This is a genomic window from Halomonas sp. 1513, from assembly GCA_001971685.1.
In the GTDB taxonomy this organism is placed as follows: Bacteria; Pseudomonadota; Gammaproteobacteria; order Pseudomonadales; family Halomonadaceae; genus Franzmannia.
On record CP019326.1, the window covers coordinates 361,843 to 383,410 of the forward strand.

Annotated in this window: 6 protein-coding genes and 3 pseudogenes; 8 read left to right on the forward strand and 1 reads right to left on the reverse strand. The window is 57.4% G+C overall.

What is annotated here, in order from left to right; translation table 11 throughout:
* The first annotated feature begins 3 nt into the window (after positions 1 to 3).
* The 4 genes and pseudogenes from BWR19_01760 (at position 4) to BWR19_01775 (ending at position 3,842) form a co-directional block, all read left to right on the forward strand.
* Entirely contained in the window at positions 4 to 408 is a 405-nt protein-coding gene (locus tag BWR19_01760; GenBank protein APX91769.1) for a hypothetical protein, read from the forward strand.
* A gap of 687 nt (positions 409 to 1,095) precedes the next feature.
* Positions 1,096 to 2,569, forward strand: a pseudogene (locus BWR19_01765) (hypothetical protein).
* A pseudogene (locus BWR19_01770) lies at positions 2,566 to 3,435 on the forward strand (AAA family ATPase). Before BWR19_01765 ends, BWR19_01770 begins: the two co-directional pseudogenes overlap by 4 nt.
* A gap of 60 nt (positions 3,436 to 3,495) precedes the next feature.
* Positions 3,496 to 3,842 (forward strand): annotated as a pseudogene (locus tag BWR19_01775) (transposase).
* 233 nt (positions 3,843 to 4,075) lie between these two features.
* Here the strand turns inward: BWR19_01775 and BWR19_01780 are convergent.
* Entirely contained in the window at positions 4,076 to 5,308 is a 1,233-nt protein-coding gene (locus tag BWR19_01780) for a hypothetical protein (protein ID APX91770.1), read from the reverse strand.
* 3,809 nt (positions 5,309 to 9,117) lie between these two features.
* Here BWR19_01780 and BWR19_01785 point away from each other — a divergent pair.
* From BWR19_01785 to BWR19_01800, 4 genes are all read left to right on the forward strand, one after another.
* The gene (locus BWR19_01785) at positions 9,118 to 10,110 is read left to right on the forward strand and encodes a hypothetical protein (protein ID APX91771.1); all 993 of its coding nucleotides are present in this window, start codon (positions 9,118 to 9,120) and stop codon (positions 10,108 to 10,110) included.
* The gene (locus BWR19_01790) at positions 10,103 to 13,378 is read left to right on the forward strand and encodes a DNA breaking-rejoining enzyme, catalytic core (GenBank protein ID APX91772.1); all 3,276 of its coding nucleotides are present in this window, start codon (positions 10,103 to 10,105) and stop codon (positions 13,376 to 13,378) included. The genes BWR19_01785 and BWR19_01790 overlap by 8 nt, the downstream gene beginning before the upstream one ends.
* A 310-nt stretch (positions 13,379 to 13,688) precedes the next feature.
* Positions 13,689 to 16,640, forward strand: coding sequence for a helicase (locus BWR19_01795; protein ID APX91773.1), 2,952 nt, complete (start codon positions 13,689 to 13,691; stop codon positions 16,638 to 16,640).
* 84 nt (positions 16,641 to 16,724) lie between these two features.
* Complete coding sequence (locus BWR19_01800; protein ID APX91774.1) at positions 16,725 to 21,566, forward strand: hypothetical protein; 4,842 nt, start codon at positions 16,725 to 16,727, stop codon at positions 21,564 to 21,566.
* Positions 21,567 to 21,568: the final 2 nt, after the last annotated feature.

Below are 21,568 nucleotides of genomic sequence, written 5' to 3' on the forward strand. Positions count from 1 at the left end.
GCTATGACGAACAAGGACAAGGCTACCACGGGGCTACAGGTGGCCGTGACGATCCTGGAGAAGTGGGGTGCCACCGTTGAGCAGGGTACAGCCATCCTGCGCGTCTCTCCCGACACTTACGCTTATGCTAAGCAACGAGATCCCGAATGGCAGATCAGTCTCGATGACGATCAGCTTGGACGTATCAGCTACGTGCTGAACATTCATGCGGCGCTAAGAATACTCTTTGAAAACTCCGATAACCTGTATGGCTTCATGGGTATGACCAATTACAACGAAGGCTTCAATGGCCGGTCACCGCTGGAAGTCATCGCCTGCGGCAGCATTAGCACACTGCGCGAGACGTGGCTGCGCGTGAATATGGAGCGCCCTGTGGTCGTGGGTGATGAAGGCAGGTTCAATTTTTGACTGCCCTTGCAATACTGGTGAGCTGACGACAGATCAGGCCAGGTGACGCTGACAGAGCCTCGTAGCAGCAACCTGTTAGCGACCCTTGATACCGCAGATTAATCGCTAATTGCTTGAATTTATGGAATTATGGCTGGAAAAATAATTCACCATAATGGATCAAGTGGAGAATCCATGCTCTAGCCTGCCTATCCGGTCCAACGCCAGCTTAAGGTTCACCTGCATGACATCGATGGGGCGCTTCCCCCCAAGCCCTCTGCCTCTTTGTGTAACCAGTGGTACGGGTCCCGTGAACACACCTTTCGTTGAGCCCTGACTTCGATGACGGTAGGTGTCCACTGAATCGTCCCGGGTTTCGTAGACACCTCCAAGCCTTATATGGACTTCCCCCGGTGCAGTAGACACTCCTGGTCTAGGGCCATCAGAAGTGACACAACTGTGATCGTCAGGTATAGAGCGACAATCAAGATGAGAGTCACGCGACAATCAAGATGAGAAAGCCGAGGCTTTGTGTCGTCGAGGTCGTAAGGGCCTAGCCCGAACGACCTCGACGAGCGAAGGACGGCGGAATCCCCAAGGGGATCCCACCGGGTGATCGCGGCTAACTCGGCTTAGAGTGGTCTTCTCGCCAAAGAGGATCACCCCGTGCCGGGACGACATATCACCGATCACCAAGTGAGGCTTTACATGACTTTTCGCCGTAGTGATAGTCCCACCGCCGCCGCTGCCAAGGCCGCGTTCAGCACCGCCACTGCCTACCGCCTCGAGAATGACCCGCGGCTGCCGTCGCAAACGGCGGCACCACGCACCCGACGCAGACCAGATCCGCTGGCCGGCCTCTTCGAGGAGGAGGTGGTTCCCCTACTGGAGGCGGCCCCCGGGCTTCGCCCGATTGCCGTGTTCGAGGAGTTGCGACGCCGCCATCCTGAACTCAAGGAGGGCATCCGCCGGACCCTGGAGCGCCGGGTGCGTGCCTGGCGGGCGGTACATGGGCCGGAGCAGGAGGTCATCTTCCGCCAGACCCACGAACCTGGGCGCCTGGGGCCTGTCCGACTTCACCGACATGGCCGACCTGCAGGTCACTGTGGCCGAGGGGGCATTGGATCATCGGCTGTACCACTTCCGGATGGTGTACGGCGGCTTCCAGCACGCCCATGTGGTGCTGGGCGGCGAGAGCTTCGTTGCGCTGGCGGAGGGGCTGCAGAACGCCTTGTGGGCACTCGGCGGCGCCCCGCGCGAACACCGCACCGACAGCCTGTCAGCGGCCTTCCGCAATCTCGAGCAGGCGGCACAGGATGACCTCACCCAGCGCTACGAGGCGCTGTGCCAGGACTACGGCATGACAGCGACCCGCAACAACACCGGCGTGGCCCACGAGAACGGCAGTATCGATAGTGCCCATGGCCACCTCAAGCGCGCGATCCACGATGCCTTGCTGCTGCGCGGCTCACGCCACTTCGATGACCTGACCGCCTACCGGGCCTTCATCGATGAACTGGTCAGTCGGCGCAACGCTCGCCATCAGCCCCGCATCGACGACGAGCGGGCGATGCTGCAGCCGCTGCCCCGGCAGCGTAGCCAGGACTACGAGGAGATCCGGGTGCGGGTGACGTCCTCCGGCGGCTTCACGCTGCGCAAGGTGTTCTACTCGGTGCCTTCCCGACTGATTGGCCATCAGCTGCGGGTGCGCCTTTATGACGACCGCCTGGAGGTGTTCATCGGCGGCAGCGTGCTGATGACCCTGCCCCGCGGGCGCGCCCAGCGCGGCGGTCGGCATGGCCATGTGGTCAACTACCATCACGTCATTCATGCCCTGCGGCTCAAACCGATGGCGTTGTTGAACCTGGTCTACCGCGACCAGCTGTTTCCGCGCGAGGCGTATCGACGCACGTTCGACGCCTCGCTTGCCGGCGGGGAGGCCCGCTTGGCCTGCCGCTGCATGGTCGGCCTGCTGGCGTTGGCCCACGAGCGGGGCTGTAAGGCGGCACTCGCGCAGCATCTGGAGACGCTGCTCGAGGCCGGCAAGTTGCCGCACCTCGACACGCTGCGTGAGCGCTTCGGTCCTGCCCAAAGCGAGTTGCTCCACGTCGAGGTGCAACTGGGATCGTTGGTGGATTATAACGTGCTGATGGATCGTCCAGCGGCGGGAGGTGTGGCATGAGTGCATCCTCAATGACCGACGCCGCGCGGTTCACCCTGATGCTCAACGACCTGCGCCTGCCCACCATCAAGGCCGTGTGGTCGCGCTTCGCCGACCAAGCCGATCAGGAGGGCTGGGCGGCGGCGAGGCTGCTAGCGACGCTGGCCGAACACTAACTCGCCGAACGTGCTCGGCGCCGGCTCGAGCGCCACTTGACGGATGCCCGGCTGCCGCCGGGCAAGACGCTCGACAGCTTCGACTTCACGGCGGTACCGATGGTCTCTCAGGCCCAGGTGATGGCCTTGACCAGCGGTGATCGCTGGCTCGATGAAGGCGCCAACCTGATCCTGTTCGGGCCTCCCGGCGGGGGCAAGAGCCATTTGGCGGCGGCCATCGGCCTGGAGCTGGTGGAAGCGGGCTACCGGGTGCTCTAAACACGCACCACCGACCTGGTACAGCGGCTCCAGGTGGCCCGTCGGGAGCTCACCCTCTAGGCCGCCATCGCCAAGCTCGACAAGTATCACCTGCTGATCCTCGACGACATCGCCTACGTCACCAAGGACCAGGCCGAGACCAGTGTCTTGTTCGAGCTGATCAGCGCACGTTATGAGCAGCGCTCGCTACTGATCACCGCCAACCAGCCGTTCGGCGAGTGGGGCAAGATCTTCACCGATCCCGCCATGACGTTGGCCGCCGTCGACCGCCTGGTTCACCTCGCCACTCTCTTCAAGCTCAACGTCGACAGTTATCGTCGACGCACGGCGATGGACAACAAGCGCTCACTTGGGCGACCGGCGACGCGCGCGACACTCAAGACGAGTCACGCCGTGTCGCCCAGCGACACAGACATGAATGACGCAACGTGTGCACTAAGCAAGGAGGGGTAGCAGCGAAGGGGCCGCGACATCCCGCTTCTCATCCTGATTGTCGCTGGCTTTTTTATCCAGATTGACGCGCTACAGCTGATGGCCGTTTGGCGCCGACATCCCATAGATAAAGTGCTAATGCACTCGGATCAGGGTACGCAGTTTGGAGTGACGATTGGCATCGTTTCTGCCTTGCCCACAACCTCGACCCCAGTATGATTCGACGGGGTAACTGTTGGGATAACGCCGTGGCTGAATCTTTCATCAGCAGCCTGAAGAAAGAGCGGATCCGGAAACGGATCTGCAAAACCCGTGACCTCGCCAGGGCCGATGTGTTCGACTACATCGAAGTGTTTTACAACCGGATCCGACGTCATACCCAGTTGGGTGGCGTCAGTCCAGAGGCCTTTGAAATGGCCTCCGTTTGAGGCTGAGGGGTGTCACGAGTGTTGGGCGAAGTCCAAACATGGAAAGATCAGGTGCAGGACAAACACAAGGTAAATATGCTTACAGCTAATGCGGATGAGACCCTAACATTAGGCTCTTGGTAAATGAATAATTCAATTAAGAAATAATAAAATCAAGCTTATTTTTAGGGAGGCATTATTAATGCTCGGCATAAAGAGTTTTCCTTTATATAATATTTACGAAGGCGCTAGCACTATCCATATATCTTTTTTAATATCTCCCCGTAATGTTCTTTCCATTTCATGTGCGAATATACTAAATTATTGCAATTTACATTATGAACATTGTCGACATTCTTGACTACGAGGGGGCTAATACCGATCGGATTACTCAGCCCTGCATTGGTTGTTCTATAAAGGTAGGCCAAAACACTATCTTCACTGCTATAACAATTATATAAATCTCCATCTACTGCTTGCAGTGCTTCCCACCACCCTTTTTGGTCATTTTTTCCAACTGCTCCCCCGAGCAAGATAACATCATTTATGTACTTTTTTTTCTTAGTGCTTAGCGCTTCCAAGGTATAGTAGATTACTCGGCAACCTAAGGAATGACCTACTAGGTTATATTTCTGTCCTTCAGTCCGAGATATTGCTTCTGCCACCTGCACTCCAGTTTGAGCGGCTCGCATCATTGCAGAATGCCATGGATTTGCAGCCAAATCTCGAATCATTAGCATCCATGCCATAGGTGAAAGTTTGGAGGCTGAAGCTTTGCCGCCAGACGACGCAATGCGAATAAGCATTTCCCTGGCACTTCTCTTACCGACACCGTATGCAAATGCTTTACCCAATTTAATATTAGTTTTTGACGCCCAGTTTACACCGTAAATTTTATGATTAGAATCATAATTTAATTGTCTGATGATCCAATCATGAAAATTCAGTTCATTTTCTTGAGTGAACCCATTAATGAAAATTGTACGATTATCAGTTTCGTTATCAAGAAGCTTTCTTATCTTAAAGCTCTTGTCATCAGCATAGTACTGGTTAGCTAGCACACCACCCATCACCCCTCCAAGGGCAAGACCTGATGCACTAATAATGGTAGTCCCCGCTGCAACAGAGCCACCAATTGCTGCCAATGATGCGGAAGTAAGTGAGGCCCCATACAAACCAGAAATAGCTGTTCCTTTGGCTGTTGCTCCTAGTAACCCCATCTTTCCTAGTGAAGCAGCTATCGGTGCTGCACCTGTTCCACCTGATAGAGCGACTCCTGCAACACCAGCCACACCTGCTACACCAAAACCAGCATATTTTCCATACCTTGACAAATTTTTTACGTCCCGCTTAAATATATCATCGTAATCGCTGACCTCTCCAATTTTCATTTTTAAGCGCTCAAAGCTCGCAATTGTTCCATCGTGCTCTGCGCAAAGTTCATTGTTCCAAGTTTGCGTGAATTTTCCCTGCCCCCAGATTTCCATTTGTTCTAACACTTCATCTTTTGGCCTTCCCTTAGTCATGTTTTTGCAGTACCGGCACTCCAATGTATGATTTTCACATTTTGAACATACATACAAATTTCGACTTAGTCGGCTTGCTTCTTTTAGTGTGTGGTGTGATTTTTCAAAACACCATGAGCAGTATGAGTTTTTTATACTCATTATATCTTCCCTGTGCCTAACTTCGACTTATTAAAGTCTCCGTATGATTCGATTTTATACGACCCAGATGGTTAGCTTATAACTAAACCGCACTGGATATTATTTCCCAAGTATCATTATAAGTTTTTTGTAACATTTTCTTGGATGTCCATTTTCAGTCTTCTGCACCCTTCCCTTGATCGAAAGCACTGGCCGCCATGTGAGCAGCCACGCTACCGCCGAGGGAACCTGACGTGAGCTGACGTCTCCCTTGCGCGGAGGCCTGAAGTGACGCCGATTTGAGGCATCAGGCGTATTCATACTTTCACACTACAGACTAATCAATCTTTTTTCGACTTGCGAATGTCGGTCTTGATGCGAGTCAAAGAAGTGCTGTACCGATCAAGGGCTGAGGGGGCTAAAGCCGGTGCATATCCGGCCCCACGTCATGATGAGCCTGTCTGTACTGGCTCAGGCGAAGGCCAGATCGGCGGCAGGCATTGCCTCGTTTTAATCGAACGTCCTGTGCTGAGGTGCCCGATTTGCCCTAGCGATCGTCAATCATGGTCAATCGACACGACGGCGCTCTTTGTGGTGAGCCCCTAAGCCAGTTCGCGGGGTTACAAATAGATCGCCTTTCATTTCAACGATGCCGATGACGAGGGCCTGGAAACCTTGCTAGATCACCATCTGACAAGCCCACACCGCTGCGCCATGTCATTCATTTCCCGCCAGACCCAGCCACGGACAATCAGGCCTTATGACATATTTGAATCGTCCCGGTTTTCGTAGACACCACCAGGTCTTACATGGACTTCCCCCGGTGCAATAGACACTTCTAGTCTATGGCCATCAGAAGTGACCCACCTGTGATCGTCAGCTGAGCGACTTCTGCTTCAGCCGGTAGCTGGCTTCGATGGCCTTCTGCCCGATACCGAAGCTCAGGTGGGTCTGCCCACCTCCGGAGAGCCGATAGACACCAGATTCTCGCGTTAGCCGAAGAAGGCGAAGTCCAGCAGGTCGTTGATCTGGCACTTGACGATGGCGGTCTGGTTTCGATAACGGACCCTCCAACTGCTTGTCGTGCGGGAACCCAGTCTGGCGCCGGTATAGGTCGATGCGCTTCACCTCGCGGATCGAGCGCTTGTGCTCGACCAGCGTGTCAGCGAAGCCCTGACAAAAGACCTCGTTGGCCTAGATCTGAGCCAGCAGTACGGTGAGACCGCCGTCGATGTATCCCAAGAACAGGCTGAGACAGCGCCCTGCAGTCAGCTAAATTTGTCCCCTGGGGCAGCTACTGATGGCCGCTAAAGCGGCCATGCTGAGCGGCATTTTCGCGAGCGGTGATCTGGGGCCGGCGGAGCCTCATCGTCGCGATCTCGGCTCCGAGCCTGGACAGTGCGTATTCCGGCGAACGGGACCGGTCATTCCGGCGATTGTGACCGATCTGCTCACTGCTCTCGCGCCGCCTCAGGCTCTGTAAGCTGACCTGTCACGATGTGGCTATTGCGGCTGCGTGCGGCAAGGGATTGATGGCTCTTAAATTCGGGCTTGTCGCGCTCAAGGTTTACACGGCACAGCCGATACCCTACATGGATGGTTAAGGTAACCTGCAAGGAGTTCCATGCCAGATATTCCCCTGTCAAAGATCAAGTCACCATCCGGTGCCCTTGGGGAAATTGAGCGCACAAGCATCGCGCTGGCAAACCAGTCGGCGCTTTCTTCATGGTTGGATCCGGAGCTTGTCAGTGTACTGCTGTGCTCTCACCCGGTGTCAGTGAAAAAGGTGTCTCGTCACTATGAGGTAGTGAGTGGTTTTAGGGCATTTCATGCCGCCAGAGAGCTTCTGGACAGTGATGAAAGCATCGTGGTAGGGGTGATGGAATCCGAAGAGCCTGATCTAGTGAAATGGGCGCTTTTCGAACTGATTACGCATAGCCTGTTACATCTCCCGGCCTCACCAGAGGCGAGAGAAATTGTTTACAGGCAGCTAAAAAAACTTGTCTCCGCGCTTAGAAATAAGCATGGGGTCAAGGTGACAAAAGATTTATCTGCCAAAAGTTTGAAAACCATGATGGGATTGGAAGAGGTGCGTATCACGCGCGCTAGAAAGCGAAAGTCTGAACTCCAAAGAATGCTGGAGCGTTCGTAGTATGGCCAAAGACTATGATCTGGAGCTGTTGTCAGAACTCTCTGGCGTGGCACCATTAAAGATTAAAAGTCTGTTGGGGCTATTGATGGCGCCTGACGATAATCCACAGCTTCTCCTGGTCTTGACAAACCTCCGGTGTGCACTAAAAGCCGTTGAGAGATTTCCTAGTGTTCGTGAAGATCTGGAAGGGCGAGATATTAATGAGGGAGAGGGAAGCCTGTTTGGATATCTGGATGTTATTTCCAGGTTGGCCGATGCCCTTTCTGTCGTCGAGACGCCTAAATGCCCTGATGCATGGCTTGAGAGCTCAGGTAATCCACGTGGCATTATCAATGCACACCCAGAATGGGCCATGTTGATCTTTCCACATGATGCAAAATGCCACGAAGCGCTATCTTTCTGGCAGCATGCTGGTGTTGTTATTGCATGCTCATTTCTTCAAAGAGCTCGTCATCGGGAGCGTATTGGCTCTGAGATCACTGCGGCTTGCCGTGACATACGTTCGATCGCTAATGGCAAATATTCCCATGAGCTTCTAAATGAGATTAATGAAAATGATACGCTTGATACTTATCATCTCAATTATCTGATCAAGGACGACGAGATTGTCAAGCAACTCTCGGGTGTTGAGCTGCTAGTGCGTAAGGTGCTTCGCCACAAAGGGAAGACGAGAGAGGGGGGAGGGAGTGGCGGTAGCAAGGGAAAAGTAGTTGAGATAAAGCTTGTAGAAGCCGATGATGGTGATGAAGAAAATGAGGGGCCAGAGCAGTCAGTTCAGCTATTGGAGTCGATAGATGACGAGCATACCCAGAGTCGACAGCGTGCAGTAGGTTTACACCCAAAGGAAGACCAGGCGTTACGAGCCGTATCTTTTTCGGAAAGTAAGTCATCACCCACGTTGGGTTTTGATCCTTATGATCTAGTCAGGCGCCAAGAGCTTCAAGTCAAGCACATAAGCTCGACCAACCAGCGACTTCCCTATCGTTATTCGAGTCTTAGTCGTATTGAGTTAGCAGTGGCCGCCAGAGAGGCTGTGCACCTTTTCTCCGGGCATGGGCGGTTTGAAGAGCGTGATGATATTGGCGTCTATGCAGGTTTGCTATTGATGCTGATGATATGGCTGGGTCGCCCTGTTGATCAAATTCTGGAAATGAGAGTTTATCCTGATATCGATGCTCTCCCCGAAAGTAAAAAGAATGTGATTGCCTTTCTTGCGAAGGAGCAAGCATTCGTTTTACCAATTCCGTCTCCAGAGTCGCGCAACAGTCTTCAAGAAGATGCTAAAAGATTGCTTTATGAAGCGGGGGAGAGTGTGCATGCCCACGTGGATGATGCTGTTATTGTAGCGAGCCCGGTGCGAATACATAAATTTCTATCTCGCATAGTGATGGAGCGTAAAAAGCGCACAAAATATCGCATTATTTTCCCTGAAGACCTCCGTCAATCAATAGAAGTAGAAATGCGGTCGGCTGTCTCAAGAGTTAATCGCAGCCATCGTATGCGCTTGACGCCTTTGAGAATCAGCCAGGCACTATTCGATGAGGTAGTGCGGTGCTCTAGTGACTGGGTGGATGCCTACCTGCTGACCGGGCACCAGTTTACGATCACGGAAGTGGCTGCCCATTACTACAGTGTTCCTGCTGGTTACCTGGTGAATCTATACCATGAGGCTGTCTTGTCACTGCGGAATGATATTTATCAACACCTTAATGTCGACGAGCGAAACTATTACAATTTCAATCAGCTGATAAATAATGATGGAGACCATGGCAGCAAGCTGAACATTAAGCCCATGCTTTTGGTGCGCCTTGTCAGGCATTTAAAGCATGATCTTAGATCATCGTCTCGTCTTCCTTTGGATGAGGAGACCTGGAGGGAAGTTCACAATTCCCTTGTGGCATACATAGCATTTTGGCTGCTTTTTGCAACCGGCTTCCGAGCTGTTAATGATCTGGTTTTTCGCTGGCGGGAAATCGACTTCGACACAGGATTCTTAGTGATTTCTGACAAAGATGATGAATCCATGAGCCAAGCAAGAGTGGTCTGGCTATTGCCAGAGCTGCGAGAACAAATCCGCTACTATGCCAGTCACCTTGCGGTTCTACAATCCAGGGTATTTTACCGTGAATCACTTCATGACCAGATCGAAGAGGTGCTGAGCGAACCACATTCAAACGTTCCCCTTATGTTTTTTATCAGTGAAAGCTGGCAAATGGTTAAGCTCTCGCCAGAGAATCTTCGACGTCAGGTCCCGATTTTTACGCTGCCGATTAACAGCAGCCGGCACTACCTACGCAGTGCCCTGCGTAGTGAAGGTATCCGTGCAGAGGTGGTCAATGCTTTTATGGGGCACGCCCAACAAGGTCAGGAGCCCTTCGGGGCCAGCTCGACGTTGACGCCTGTCGAGATGTTTCGCGAACTGGCACCTACGCTCAGCAAGATGCGACAGGAGGCTGGCTGGACCGCGCAATTGGGGCTTGCTGATGGCTGAGTTCCTCAAGGAAGTGTGGAGTGGCTGGAAACTGATCGATGTCCCTGAGGGTGCGGGCGGAGCCGAGGCGCGGCATCGGCAGCATCTGGTGGCCCGACGCCGGCATCAGAAAGCGGTCCTGGAGCTGATGTGGGAAACCCACCCCGAGCTGGTTCGTGGTGAACGTGGTGTCAGAGTATCGCCGGAGATCACCCGGCAGTGGGAGACAACCCTGCAAGGGGCAGCAAGCGGGTCGGTGGTGGAAGTCCGCCACAAGATAAATTTCCTTTCGCTAGGCTTGATGCGAGGGCAGCGTGAGCTGGGGTGGGAGGTGGTGGTGCCGGCACCACTGCGCCTGGTCAGTCCGCCGACAAGCCCTTTTACACCTTCCTCTTTTGAGGGGCTCAGCATTTATCGTGACGGATGCCGCCAAATCGACGCCATGCTCCTGCATCCAGCCTTTCAAATTCTCCTTGCCAATGGCAATGGTCGCGCTGGTCACCGCAGGCTTGAGCCTGAAATGCTCAGCTGGGGCCTGTTCTTGTATCTTGTCATCACCCGCGATGGCTTGCTGGGCAGTAAGCAATTGTACTCACTGCCGCTCGCCACCTCGACGCTTGCTGCGCATGAGGCCTCAGCTTGGCTAGTGCAATATGAGGCGGTGCCGGATGACTTGCCCGGCAAAGTGCCTCCCCGAAGTCGCTGGATGCTGGGTGTGCAGGCTTTGGCGGTGCTGATGCGTCATATTGATGCCTTTGGCCACCCTGGCGACAAACTGGATGGTTATCAGCAGGCCAAGGACTACACGAAGAAGGCTTGGCGTCAATTCACTCGGGCGATGGACGCCGAGCACATGACACTATCGGCTTGCCAGGAGAATGCGGCGACCGCCTTTCGCCTGCATGTTCCCGAGTATCTTGTGAGGAGCTCCATGGGCAAGCACATGGGCACCTCACTGACCGAAGCGCGTTGGCGGCAACTGTTGATCGGCGGATACGTCGAGCATGCGTCACCGGTGCAAGGGCTAGAACATCAGAGTGAGGCGGCTGAGGCGGAGATAGGGCCTGCTAAGCCGACGATGCTACAGGGAGTTCGCGACCAGCCGTTGTATGAAGGGCGCACGCTGCTGAAGTCCCTGCATGTTGCATTCTATAAGCAGCGTGATCAGAAGCGCCTGCGTTTTGGGGAGATATCCTACAGGCTTGAGGAGGCCATCACCGCTGCTCGGCGAATGGCGCCAATAGTCGAATGTCTCTGCCGCTGGATACTTTTTCTTCACCGTAAAAAGCGTAAGCAGTCGACGCTCTACAAGTATCTCGGTGTAACCATGCCATTATTGCAGGCCATGGGGGATACGAGCGTCGACCAGGATCGCCTGCCGGTTTTGCTCGAGGCTTACCAGTACGTAATCGAGCAGGCGAAGACCGAGGAGAACCGTGGTTACCGCTGGTCGGTGTTACGTTCCTTTCACTCATTTCTGGTAGCTGAGCTCGGGCTGGCAAATGTGACCATGGAGTTCATTGATGGTGGCGCCACCATCCCACATCATGCGGATGCCAACTGCGTATCGGAGGAAGAGTACCAACAGATAGCCGGCCACCTAGCCCAGCATAAGAGTGCCTTGGGAAAGATTCGCTACTGGATTTTCGTGCTCGGCTTCCGGGCAGGCTTGCGGATTGGTGAGGCGCTGTCCATCCAGCTTGATGACCTGTTGTTTTCTTACCAAGTGGAAGAAAGTGATGTCATCCTGTTGATCCGTAACAATGTTTATGTAGACACCAAGAGCTATGACTCACGCAGGCAACTCCCACTACACCATCTTCTGACGCATGAGGAGCTGAAGGGATTCAAGGGTTTCGTCATCAATCGGCAGGCAGTGGCCAGGCATGGGCGTGTCATGCTCTTTGGGGAGGGGGGCGACTCGGTTGCACCCTTGCGTGATGAGAGAGTCCAGGGTGAGATCCATGAGGCAATGCGCCGGATCACGGGTGATCCAAGTCTACGCTACCATCATTTACGCCACTCGCTGGCCAATTATTTGTTGCTGTCCTTCCATGGCGTCGAGGTGCCATGGTCGGCGCCATCACACCATGCCATTCTGTGGCAGGAGGTGACGGGTGGGGCGTCTCGCTCTGGCCTCTACTTTATCGCTCAGGTAATGGGGCATGCATCACCCGACGTGACCCTTCGCAGCTACCTGCATTTTACCTGTCTACTGATTGACCACTATTGCCACCAGCGCACGACTGCGGTGGCGCATGATAATCGACGCCATGCGGTCTCACAGTTGGAAGCGCTGGGTGACGTGGTTGACGTCAAGCCTGCGACGCTGCGCAAGTGGAAGCAGCGCTATGGGGAACGACCGCCCGTCTGGCTTGGTAGAGCCTATCCCGAGTGCCGGTTGACTGATCTTGCCCAGCAGGAGGCGCAATCGTTTCCGATACTTCAGTCTGCAGATCCACCTGGCCAGCAAGGGCTTGCTCAGTTGTCGTTGGAGCAGGTCGAGGCAGCTCTTGAGTCCCTTCACTTTCGTGATGTTGCCCAGGTCGATCGAATCTTCGACCTGCGTGAAGGTGAGGCCCAAGCACTGGCAGACTGCGCGTACCGAGTGCTGACAGAAAGCACTCGACCTAGCAAGATTTCTGTACCAAGGCATCACCGAGTCAAGCTGGAGGAGGTGCTCTCTAGCGATGAGCAGAGGCCCCCGCGGCTTAAGATGCCGCACTCCCTGGCGGATCGCCAAGTTGCATATGCAATGTATCGCACCGTGTGGTCGGAGTGGTTCAGCCTCCAGCAGATTAAGCTTCGCGAGCACCTCCGCTTCTTATATCGCTTTCATCGTGCCACTGACGGCCATATCTGGATCCAGGATGTCGATGATGGCCTTGCCTTCGTGAGCTGGGTATTGAGCCTGGACCCACGTATTAGGGCAGTTATTGAGGTGACTCCCAGTGCGCGCTCGCCCATATCATCCAAGCAGCAGGCTCGTGAGTGGAAGCAGCGGCTACCATCTCATCAACACAAAGTGGAGTGGCGGGTAAAGCCGGCTGGAAGCCGGTATGCTGATCGGCTGGGTACGGGTAACGTGAAGCTCTATGTTTTCAACAAAAACAGGAGCATGCGTAGCAGCTATCCTGTGCGCTATGTGTTGGTGGTCTCGTGCATCGTGATGGCAGCAGTTGCCAAACGTGAAGTAGTAAATGATAGCCAGGCATTGCCCGAGGCACCTCCCCCAAGCGGGTCAGCAGATGGCCATCACCCAATCTTTACAAGCTTCGCCGCTCTATAGCGACACAGCCCGTCGCACACCTCCTTCACCATGGATGGCACCCAGAAAGGCCTAATGAGATAAGGAAGCCGCATATTCTCGCGGGCCGTCCCCGATTCAGCTGAGCTCAGAGAAATTCAACTAATGAATCAGCACAAATACTGATCTGCATTCTGTGAGCAAGTCGAGCAGAGTGGTAACCTAAGCTAACAAGGTGACTCCACAAGGCAACAAATGGACTTAGCGATTTAGTATGTCTGATATGGCTGCCAAAGCATCTGGCGCATCCGCTCGTTCTCCCTCCGAGCTTGGATCAGCTCAGGAGACTGATATGCAGGCGCGTTACGCCCCGGGTGCGCGGGTGGTGATCCGCGATTGCGAGTGGATCGTCCGCCGGGCCGACCCCAGCGATGACGGCGGCTATGTGCTCACCGTGGACGGCCTGTCGGAGCTGGTCAGCGGCAAAAGCGCGCGCTTTCTCACCCGGTTGGAAGAGGACGCGGACGCCATCCGAGTGCTCGACCCCGCCGAAACACGCTTCGAGCAGGACCTGACCCCTCGCTTCGAGAAGAGCCGTCTGTTCATCGAGACCCAACGGCGCCAGATCACCCCTGCGGATGCGCGCATCCACCTGGGCCACAAGGCCGCAATGGACCCGGTACCCTATCAGCTCGACCCGGCCCTGCAGGCGCTGAAGCAGAACCGCCAGCGCATCCTAATCGCCGACGCCGTGGGCCTGGGTAAGACCCTGGAAGCCGGCATCCTGATGACCGAGCTGATGCGCCGCGGTCGCGGCAAGCGCATCCTGGTGCTCACCCTCAAGAGCATGATGACCCAGTTCCAGAAGGAGCTGTGGAACCGCTTTACCATCCCGCTCACAAGGCTCGACTCCGCCGGCCTGCAGCGGGTGCGCAACCATATCCCGGGCAACCACAACCCCTTCTACTACTACGACAAGTCGATCATCTCCATCGACACCCTGAAGCAGGACAACGAGTACCGCCGCCACCTGGAGCAGGCCTACTGGGACATCATCGTCATCGACGAGGCCCACAACGTGGCCGAGCGGGGTACCAGTTCCCAGCGTGCCCGGCTCGCCCAGCTGCTGGCGGGGCGCTCCGATACCCTGATCATGCTCTCCGCCACGCCCCACGACGGCAAGGCGCGCTCCTTTGCCAGCTTGATGAACATGCTCGACCCCACGGCGATCTCCGACCCCGACGACTACGCCCGGGAGGACTTCCGCGACAAGGGCCTGGTGATCCGCCGCTTCAAGAAGGACATCCGCGACCAGGTGCAGCAGGAATTCAAGGAGCGCGTGGTCAAGGATATCTACCTGGATGCCTCGCCCCAGGAGGAGGCCGCCTATCAGGCCCTGCTGGAGGTGCCCTTTACCTACCGCGGCGAGCACTCGCCCGAGCGCAACGGCCAGCTGGTGCGCATCGGCCTGCAGAAGGCGATCTTCAGCTCCCCGGCGGCGGCGGAGGTCTCGGTAGCCCAGCGCATCCGCAAGCTCGCCGGCAGCGAGGCGAGCCCCCGCCAGCCCAGCGACGACGAGCGGGTCGAGATCCAGGCCCTGGAGAGCCTGCGCCTGGCGCTGAGCAACCTGGACGCCCCGAGCTTCGGCAAGTACCAGCAGCTGCTCGCGCTGCTCAGGAGCAACGATTTCGGCTGGAAGAAGAGCGACACCCAGGACCGCCTGGTGATCTTCTCCGAGCGCATCGAAACCCTGAACTGGCTGCAGGTGCGGATGCAGGAGGACCTTAAGCTCAAGGGGGAGGCCATCCAGATCCTCCACGGCGGCATGAGCGATATCGATCAGCAGGCCATCGTCGAGGCCTTCGGCAAGCCGGAGACCCCGCTGCGCGTGCTGCTCTGCTCCGACGTGGCAAGCGAGGGCATCAACCTCCACTACCTCTCGCATCGGCTGGTGCACTTCGACCTGCCCTGGTCGCTGATGGTCTTCCAGCAGCGCAACGGCCGGGTGGACCGCTACGGCCAGAGCGAAACGCCGATCATCACCTACCTGATCAACCGCAGCGACAACCCGAAGGTGCGCGGCGACCAGCGCATCCTCGAGATCCTCAAGGAGAAGGACGAGCAGGCCTACCGCAACATCGGCGACCCGGCCACCTTCATGAAGGTGCACGACCCGGAGGCCGAGGAGACCCTGACCATGGAGGCCATGGCTGAGGGCGCCGATGCCGCCGCCTTCGACGCCCGCTACCAGCCCGACGATAGCAACGAGGGCGAGGACCTGCTGGCGCTGTTCCTCAACCCTGAGGCTGCGGGCTCGCCCCAGCCGGGCGGGAGCGGCGAAGGGCAGGGCGACTCGCCCACCGTGGAGCGCTACAGCCTCTTCCCCGGCGAGTTCGAGTTCGCCCGCCAGGCCTTGGAGGCGCTCAACCGCGAGCGGCGTCAGGTGGAGTTCAGTGCCAACCCCGAGCGGGCCACCATCACCCTGACGCCGCCGGACGACCTCGACTACCGCTTCCGCTTCCTGCCCCCGGAGATCCGCCCGGAGCACGGCAGCCTGGTGCTCACCGCCGACAAGCAGCGCTTCGCCGAGGAGATCCGCCGCAGCCGCCAGGACGAGAATGCCTGGCCCAAGCTGCACTATCTCTGGCCCCAGCACCCCGCCATCCAGTGGCTGGAGGAGAAGCTCCTCGCCCAGGTGGCCCGCCACAGTGCCCCGGTGCTGGCCCTGCCCGACTCCCCCGCGATCAACGAGCTCCTGCCCGCCGGCGAGGCGGTGTTCCTGGTCAGCGGCCTGATCCCCAACCGCAAGGCCCACCCGGTGATCTGGGAGTGGTTCGCCCTCCGCTGCCGCCTGGGGCAGGCGGGCACCCGGGAGCCGGGCGAGGTACTGGAGGTGCAGGACGCCGAGACCTGGCTGCCGCGCCTGGGGCTCGACGGCAAGCTGCCCAACCGCGCCCGGCCGCTGGCGCTGGAACCCTTCGAGGCTCTGCGCCGGCCGGTGATCGCGGCCGCCCGGGAACAGATGGCCCGGCGCCAGGCCGAGTTCAGCGCCGAAACCCGGCCGGAGCTCGAGCGGCAGCTGGCCGAGCTCAAGGCCCTGCAGGAGCGCCAGGTCAGCCAGCTGGAGCTTCAGCTGGCCGGCTCTCGCCAGGCCGAGCACTTCAAGGCCAGCCGCCGGGAGCAGCGCCTGGGCCGCATCGAGGCGGTGTTCGACGACTACCGCACCTGGGTGGAGGACACCCTCACCATCGAGCCGGTCCCCTTTATCCAGATCATCGCCGTGCTGACCCGCGACACTGATTAAAAGAGCCCGACTGCAAGCGCCGGTCGAAAGCGCCGATTGAAAGAACCCAACCGCGGGTGCCGCAGGGCAAAGGAGCAAGAGAACATGGCCGTTCAGGACACCGCCGCCACCTTCATTGGCCTGACCAACGACAACGAATTCTTCAGCGCCCACTACCTGGCCGAAGTATTCGAGGGCGACCTGGCCGAGACCCTCAAGGCCTGGGAGGCCGAGGGCGAGCCGCCCCATCGCGCCCTGCGCAATCTCCACCAGGGCTACTTCGCCCTGCGCCACCGCCTCAAGAGCGAGCGCAGCGCCGTGGAACGCATTCGCCAGCAGCGCGACTTCTTCCGCGAGCTGATGGGCGTGCTCGGCATCCCCTGGCAGCCCCACAACCGCGAGGTGGCCGCCAATACCGAGCTGCCCGTGCTCGCCGCCCTGGGCGACCGGCTCTGGGTGCTCGGCGCCCTGGACCCGGAAAACGAGGGCGAGGACCCGCTCTCGCTCACCCTGGACGCCCGGCAGTTCTTCGGCGAGGGCCCCCACTTCGACGCCCTGGCGGGGCAGAGCTGGTACCAGATTCTCGACCAGGCGGTGTTGCGCCAGGCCGCGCCCTACAACGAGAACCCGCCGCGCTGGGTGCTGCTGCTCTCCGACCGCCAGGGCATCCTCGTCGACCGCTACAAGTGGTCCCAGAACCGCATGCTGCGCTTCGACTGGGAGGAGATCCTCGGCCGCCGCGACGACCGCACCCTCAAGGCCACCGCCGTGCTGCTGCACCGCGAGAGCCTGGCCCCGGACGATGGCCAGAGCCGCCTGGACAGCCTGGACGAGAACAGCCACAAACACGCCTTCGCCGTCTCCGACGACCTCAAGTACGCCCTGCGACAGGCCATCGAGCTCTTGGGCAATGAGGCCGCCGAGCAGCTGATCGAGCAGGCCCGCAGCCGCAAGGAGGGGATCTATAGCGGCCAGAACGCCCTGGATCCGGAGCAGCTCTCCCGGGAGTGCCTGCGCACCATGTATCGCATCCTCTTCCTGTTCTACATCGAGGCGCGCCCGGAGCTGGGCTATCTGCCCGTGGGCGACGACACCTGGCGCCAGGGCTACAGCCTGGAGAGCCTGCGCGACCTGGAGATGGTGCGCCTGACCACCGACGAGAGCCGGCAGGGTCGCTACTTCCACGACAGCCTGCAGCGCATGTTCACGCTGATCTACGAGGGCTACCGGGCCAGCCGCCAGGGCGACCAGCTCCACCAGAGCACCGCCAACGCCTTCACCCTGCAGGGCCTGGACAGCCACCTCTTCGACCCGGCCAGGACCCCGCTGCTCAACCGCGTGGTGTTCAGCAACGCTACCCTGCAGCAGGTGATCCAGAGCATGTCGCTGACCCGCCCGGCCAAGGGCAAGAAGCGTCGCGGCCGGGTCAGCTACACCCAGCTCGGCATCAACCAGCTGGGCGCCGTCTACGAGGCGCTGCTCAGCTACCGCGGCTTCTTCGCCACCGAGGAGCTCTATGAGGTCGCCCCGAAGGGCAAGAACATCAACCCGGACGAGCTCGATACCGGCTACTTCGTCACCCGGGCGCAGCTAGAGGAGTTCCACGACGACGAGCGCGTCTACGATCACGTGGACGGCAGGAAGACCCTGCGCGTGCACCCCAGGGGCAAGTTCATCTACCGCATGGCCGGGCGCGACCGGGAGAAATCCGCCAGCTACTACACCCCTGAGGTGCTCACCAAGAGCCTGGTGAAGTACACCCTGAAGGAGCGGCTCACCGACGAGCTCAGCGCCCATGAGATCCTGAATCTGACGGTGTGCGAGCCCGCCATGGGCAGTGCGGCGTTCCTGAACGAAGCCGTCAACCAGCTCGCCCAGGCGTACCTGGCCCGCAAGGAGCAGGAGCTCGGCCAGCGCATCCCCCACGAGGATTACCAGCAGGAACTCCAGAGGGTGAAGATGCATATCGCCGACCACAACGTCTTCGGCGTGGACCTCAACCCCATTGCCGTGGAGTTGGCCGAGGTCTCGCTGTGGCTCAACGCTCTCTCCGGCGGCCACAGCGTGCCCTGGTTCGGCTACCAGCTCTTTACCGGCAACAGCCTGATCGGCGCCCGCCGCGAGGTCTACCCGGTGCGTGCCCTGAAGAAGCAGGCCAAGGAGGGCTACTGGTATAACCAGTCCCCACGCCGACTCCCGCCGGAGACCCTGCTGACGCCGGAGGGGGAGGGCGCCCGAAGGGAAGGGGAGATCTACCACTTCCTGCTCCCCGACCCCGGCATGGTGGGCTATAGCGACAAGGTGGCCAAGCAGCTGCGCCCCGAGGCATTCCAGACGATCAAGGCGTGGAAGAAGGCCTTCTGCGCCCCGTTGGACGATGACGAGATCCGCACCCTGCAGAGTCTTTCTGATGCCGTGGACCGCCTGTGGCGCGAGCACACCCGGATGCTGGCCCAGGACCGCCAGCGCACCCAGGACACCTACGCCCTGTGGGGCCAGGAGGGCGGCGAGGAGCGCCACATCAGCACCCAGGCCAAGGACGACATCCGCACCAGCGGCATCTTCAATACCCACGCCCGTATCGCCTCGCCCTACCGGCGCCTCAAGCTCGCCATGGACTACTGGTGCGCACTCTGGTTCTGGCCCCTGGAGAGGGTGGACGAGCTGCCCGACCGCCAGAAGTGGCTGTTCGACCTCAACACCATCCTCAACAGCGCAGGCACCTTCGCCTTTGCCCCGGAGCAGGAGAGCCTGCTGGGCGGGGGCGACCCGGCGGAAGACAGCGCTGGCGAGGACCTGCTCGCTAAGCCGGTGGAGGACCTCTTCGCCGCCGACGAGCCCCAGCAGAGCCTGCGCGAGGAGACTCGCGCTGCCCGCGAGGTGAGCAACCAGCGCGGCGAGCTCAACCTGGAGAAGCTCTTCAATACCCCCTTCTTCGCCACCCTCAGGTTGGCCAACGACTTGGGCGAGCACTACCGCTTCTTCCACTGGGAGCTGGCCTTCGCCGATCTCTTCGCCAGCCGCGGCGGCTTCGATATCGTTTTAGGTAATCCACCGTGGTCTGCCTTGAACTTTAACCTAGAAAGAACTATAGGCGACTTTTCCCCCGAGCTTGTTTTGAAAGATCTGGACGGGGAAGATAAGCGGATGTTGGAAGAGGAGATGCTGAGAAAAGATCATGTGTGCCACTCAGTAATGAAGGAGATGGAGAGCACTTCTGGGGCCAGGGCTATTTTGGGGAGTTTGTCTCAGTACCCCTACTCGTCTTCAATGAAATGCGATTTGTACAAAGGGTTTGCGGAGTTGCAGTTTAGAGTGCTGTCCTCTTCTGGTGTTTCTGGCCTTCTCCACCAGAACAGCATCTTTGAGGAAGAGAGAGGTGGTCAAATGAGAAAGAAAATCTATGACCATCTTGCTTATCATTTTTCTTTTGTTAACCAAGAGAAGCTTTTCCCTATCGGTAATACTCGTTCTTATAGCATTAATGTGGTTTTAGCTAAAAGCAGAGGGTTTTGCGGTAAGGCAGTGTTTGGCCTTTACCACCCTATTACCATTGATCAATGTTTTTCTAATAGCGAGAATTCTGAGATTGGGAAAAAAGATGTGCATGGAAGGTGGAACAGGCAAGGTTCTGCGGCTAGAGTGATTGATATAGATAATAGATACCTTGGCTTCGTAAGTGATTTCTTTGAAAAAGGAGAGGAAGGGCAGGACTGGAAGTCAGTAAGACTGGTCGCCTTCCGGTCTAAAAAAGAGGTTGAAGCTCTTGTTAAGCTTGGCGGGCTTTCCAGAAGTAGTTTATCCTTTGATTCTGGTGAGAGAAGTTTTGATAAGAAAAACTGTGCTGAGAGAACCTGTTTTACCAATCTAGATAGCTTTGTTCTTCAGAGTGCTCATATTGGTTTGGCAAATGCTTTCTCTCAGACTCCCAGCAGAATTTGCAACACTCATCGTGCTTACAAACCCGTAAGCCTTGTTGAGATTAATGAGAAATATTTGCCAAGAACTAATTTCGTTTTGCGTGGAAGTGTTGCTGATCTACAGTCATCAAAAATTGTAGCCAGGCGTAGAGTCGATAAGGAAGGAGAAAGGACTATTTTGTCAGGCTGGGCGCCGGACATAGCACAGCAGGAAGGGGTTGTTAATTTTTCTCTTGATAATGACTGTGAGAATCTTTTTTGGTCCGCATTGTTAAGTTCGCTTCCATATGACTACTTTCATAGGGTGATCGGGAAGCCTGATTTTAGATTAAATGCTCTTAAGAAACTTCCAGCCTTGCAGATGGGCAGTGCGGAGAAAGTTTGTGTATTGGCTCGTGCTGCATGCTTGTTTTCTATTATAGAGATATATGAAGATCTTTGGGGGGTAATATGGACGCCTGAGTTTAACTTGTTGAGCTGGGCTTCTGAAAATAAAGTTTTGCCCCGGGATTTCTTCGCCAACCTCACTCCCGAGTGGCAGCGCCATAACGCCCTGCGTAGCGATTACGCCCGCCGCCAGGCGCTGGTGGAGATCGACGTCCTCGTCGCCCAGGCCCTGGGCCTCACCCTGGAAGAGCTGCTCACCATCTACCGGGTGCAGTTCCCGGTGATGCGCCAGTACGAAGCCGACACCTGGTACGACCAGAATGGCCGCATCGTCTTCACCCCCAGCAAGGGCCTCGTCGGTGTCGGCCTGCCCCGCAAGGCCAAGCCCGTCGAGCTGAGAGAGGGCACCCACTACTCCATCGAATCCCCCGAGCGCACTGACTACGGGATCGCCCTCGGCTGGGAGGACATCAAGGAGATGCAGGAAGGCGTCGTCCGCAAGACCTATGAAGACGACACCCTCCCCGAAGGCCCCTGGGAAACCACCGTGGAGTACCAGGCCCCGTTCTTCCGCCCGGATCGGGAGGAGGATTATCGGGTGGCGTGGGAGGTTTTTAGCCAGCAGGAAAAGGGGCAGTAACC

Excerpts from the sequence above, each read along its gene's own strand:
- BWR19_01760 (APX91769.1), top strand. The coding sequence starts at position 4 with ATGACGAACAAGGACAAGGCTACCACGGGGCTACAGGTGGCCGTGACG.
- BWR19_01780 (APX91770.1), bottom strand. The coding sequence starts at position 5,308 with ATGGAAATCTGGGGGCAGGGAAAATTCACGCAAACTTGGAACAATGAA.
- BWR19_01785 (APX91771.1), top strand. The coding sequence starts at position 9,118 with ATGCGCTTGACGCCTTTGAGAATCAGCCAGGCACTATTCGATGAGGTA.
- BWR19_01790 (APX91772.1), top strand. The coding sequence starts at position 10,103 with ATGGCTGAGTTCCTCAAGGAAGTGTGGAGTGGCTGGAAACTGATCGAT.
- BWR19_01795 (APX91773.1), top strand. The coding sequence starts at position 13,689 with ATGCAGGCGCGTTACGCCCCGGGTGCGCGGGTGGTGATCCGCGATTGC.
- BWR19_01800 (APX91774.1), top strand. The coding sequence starts at position 16,725 with ATGGCCGTTCAGGACACCGCCGCCACCTTCATTGGCCTGACCAACGAC.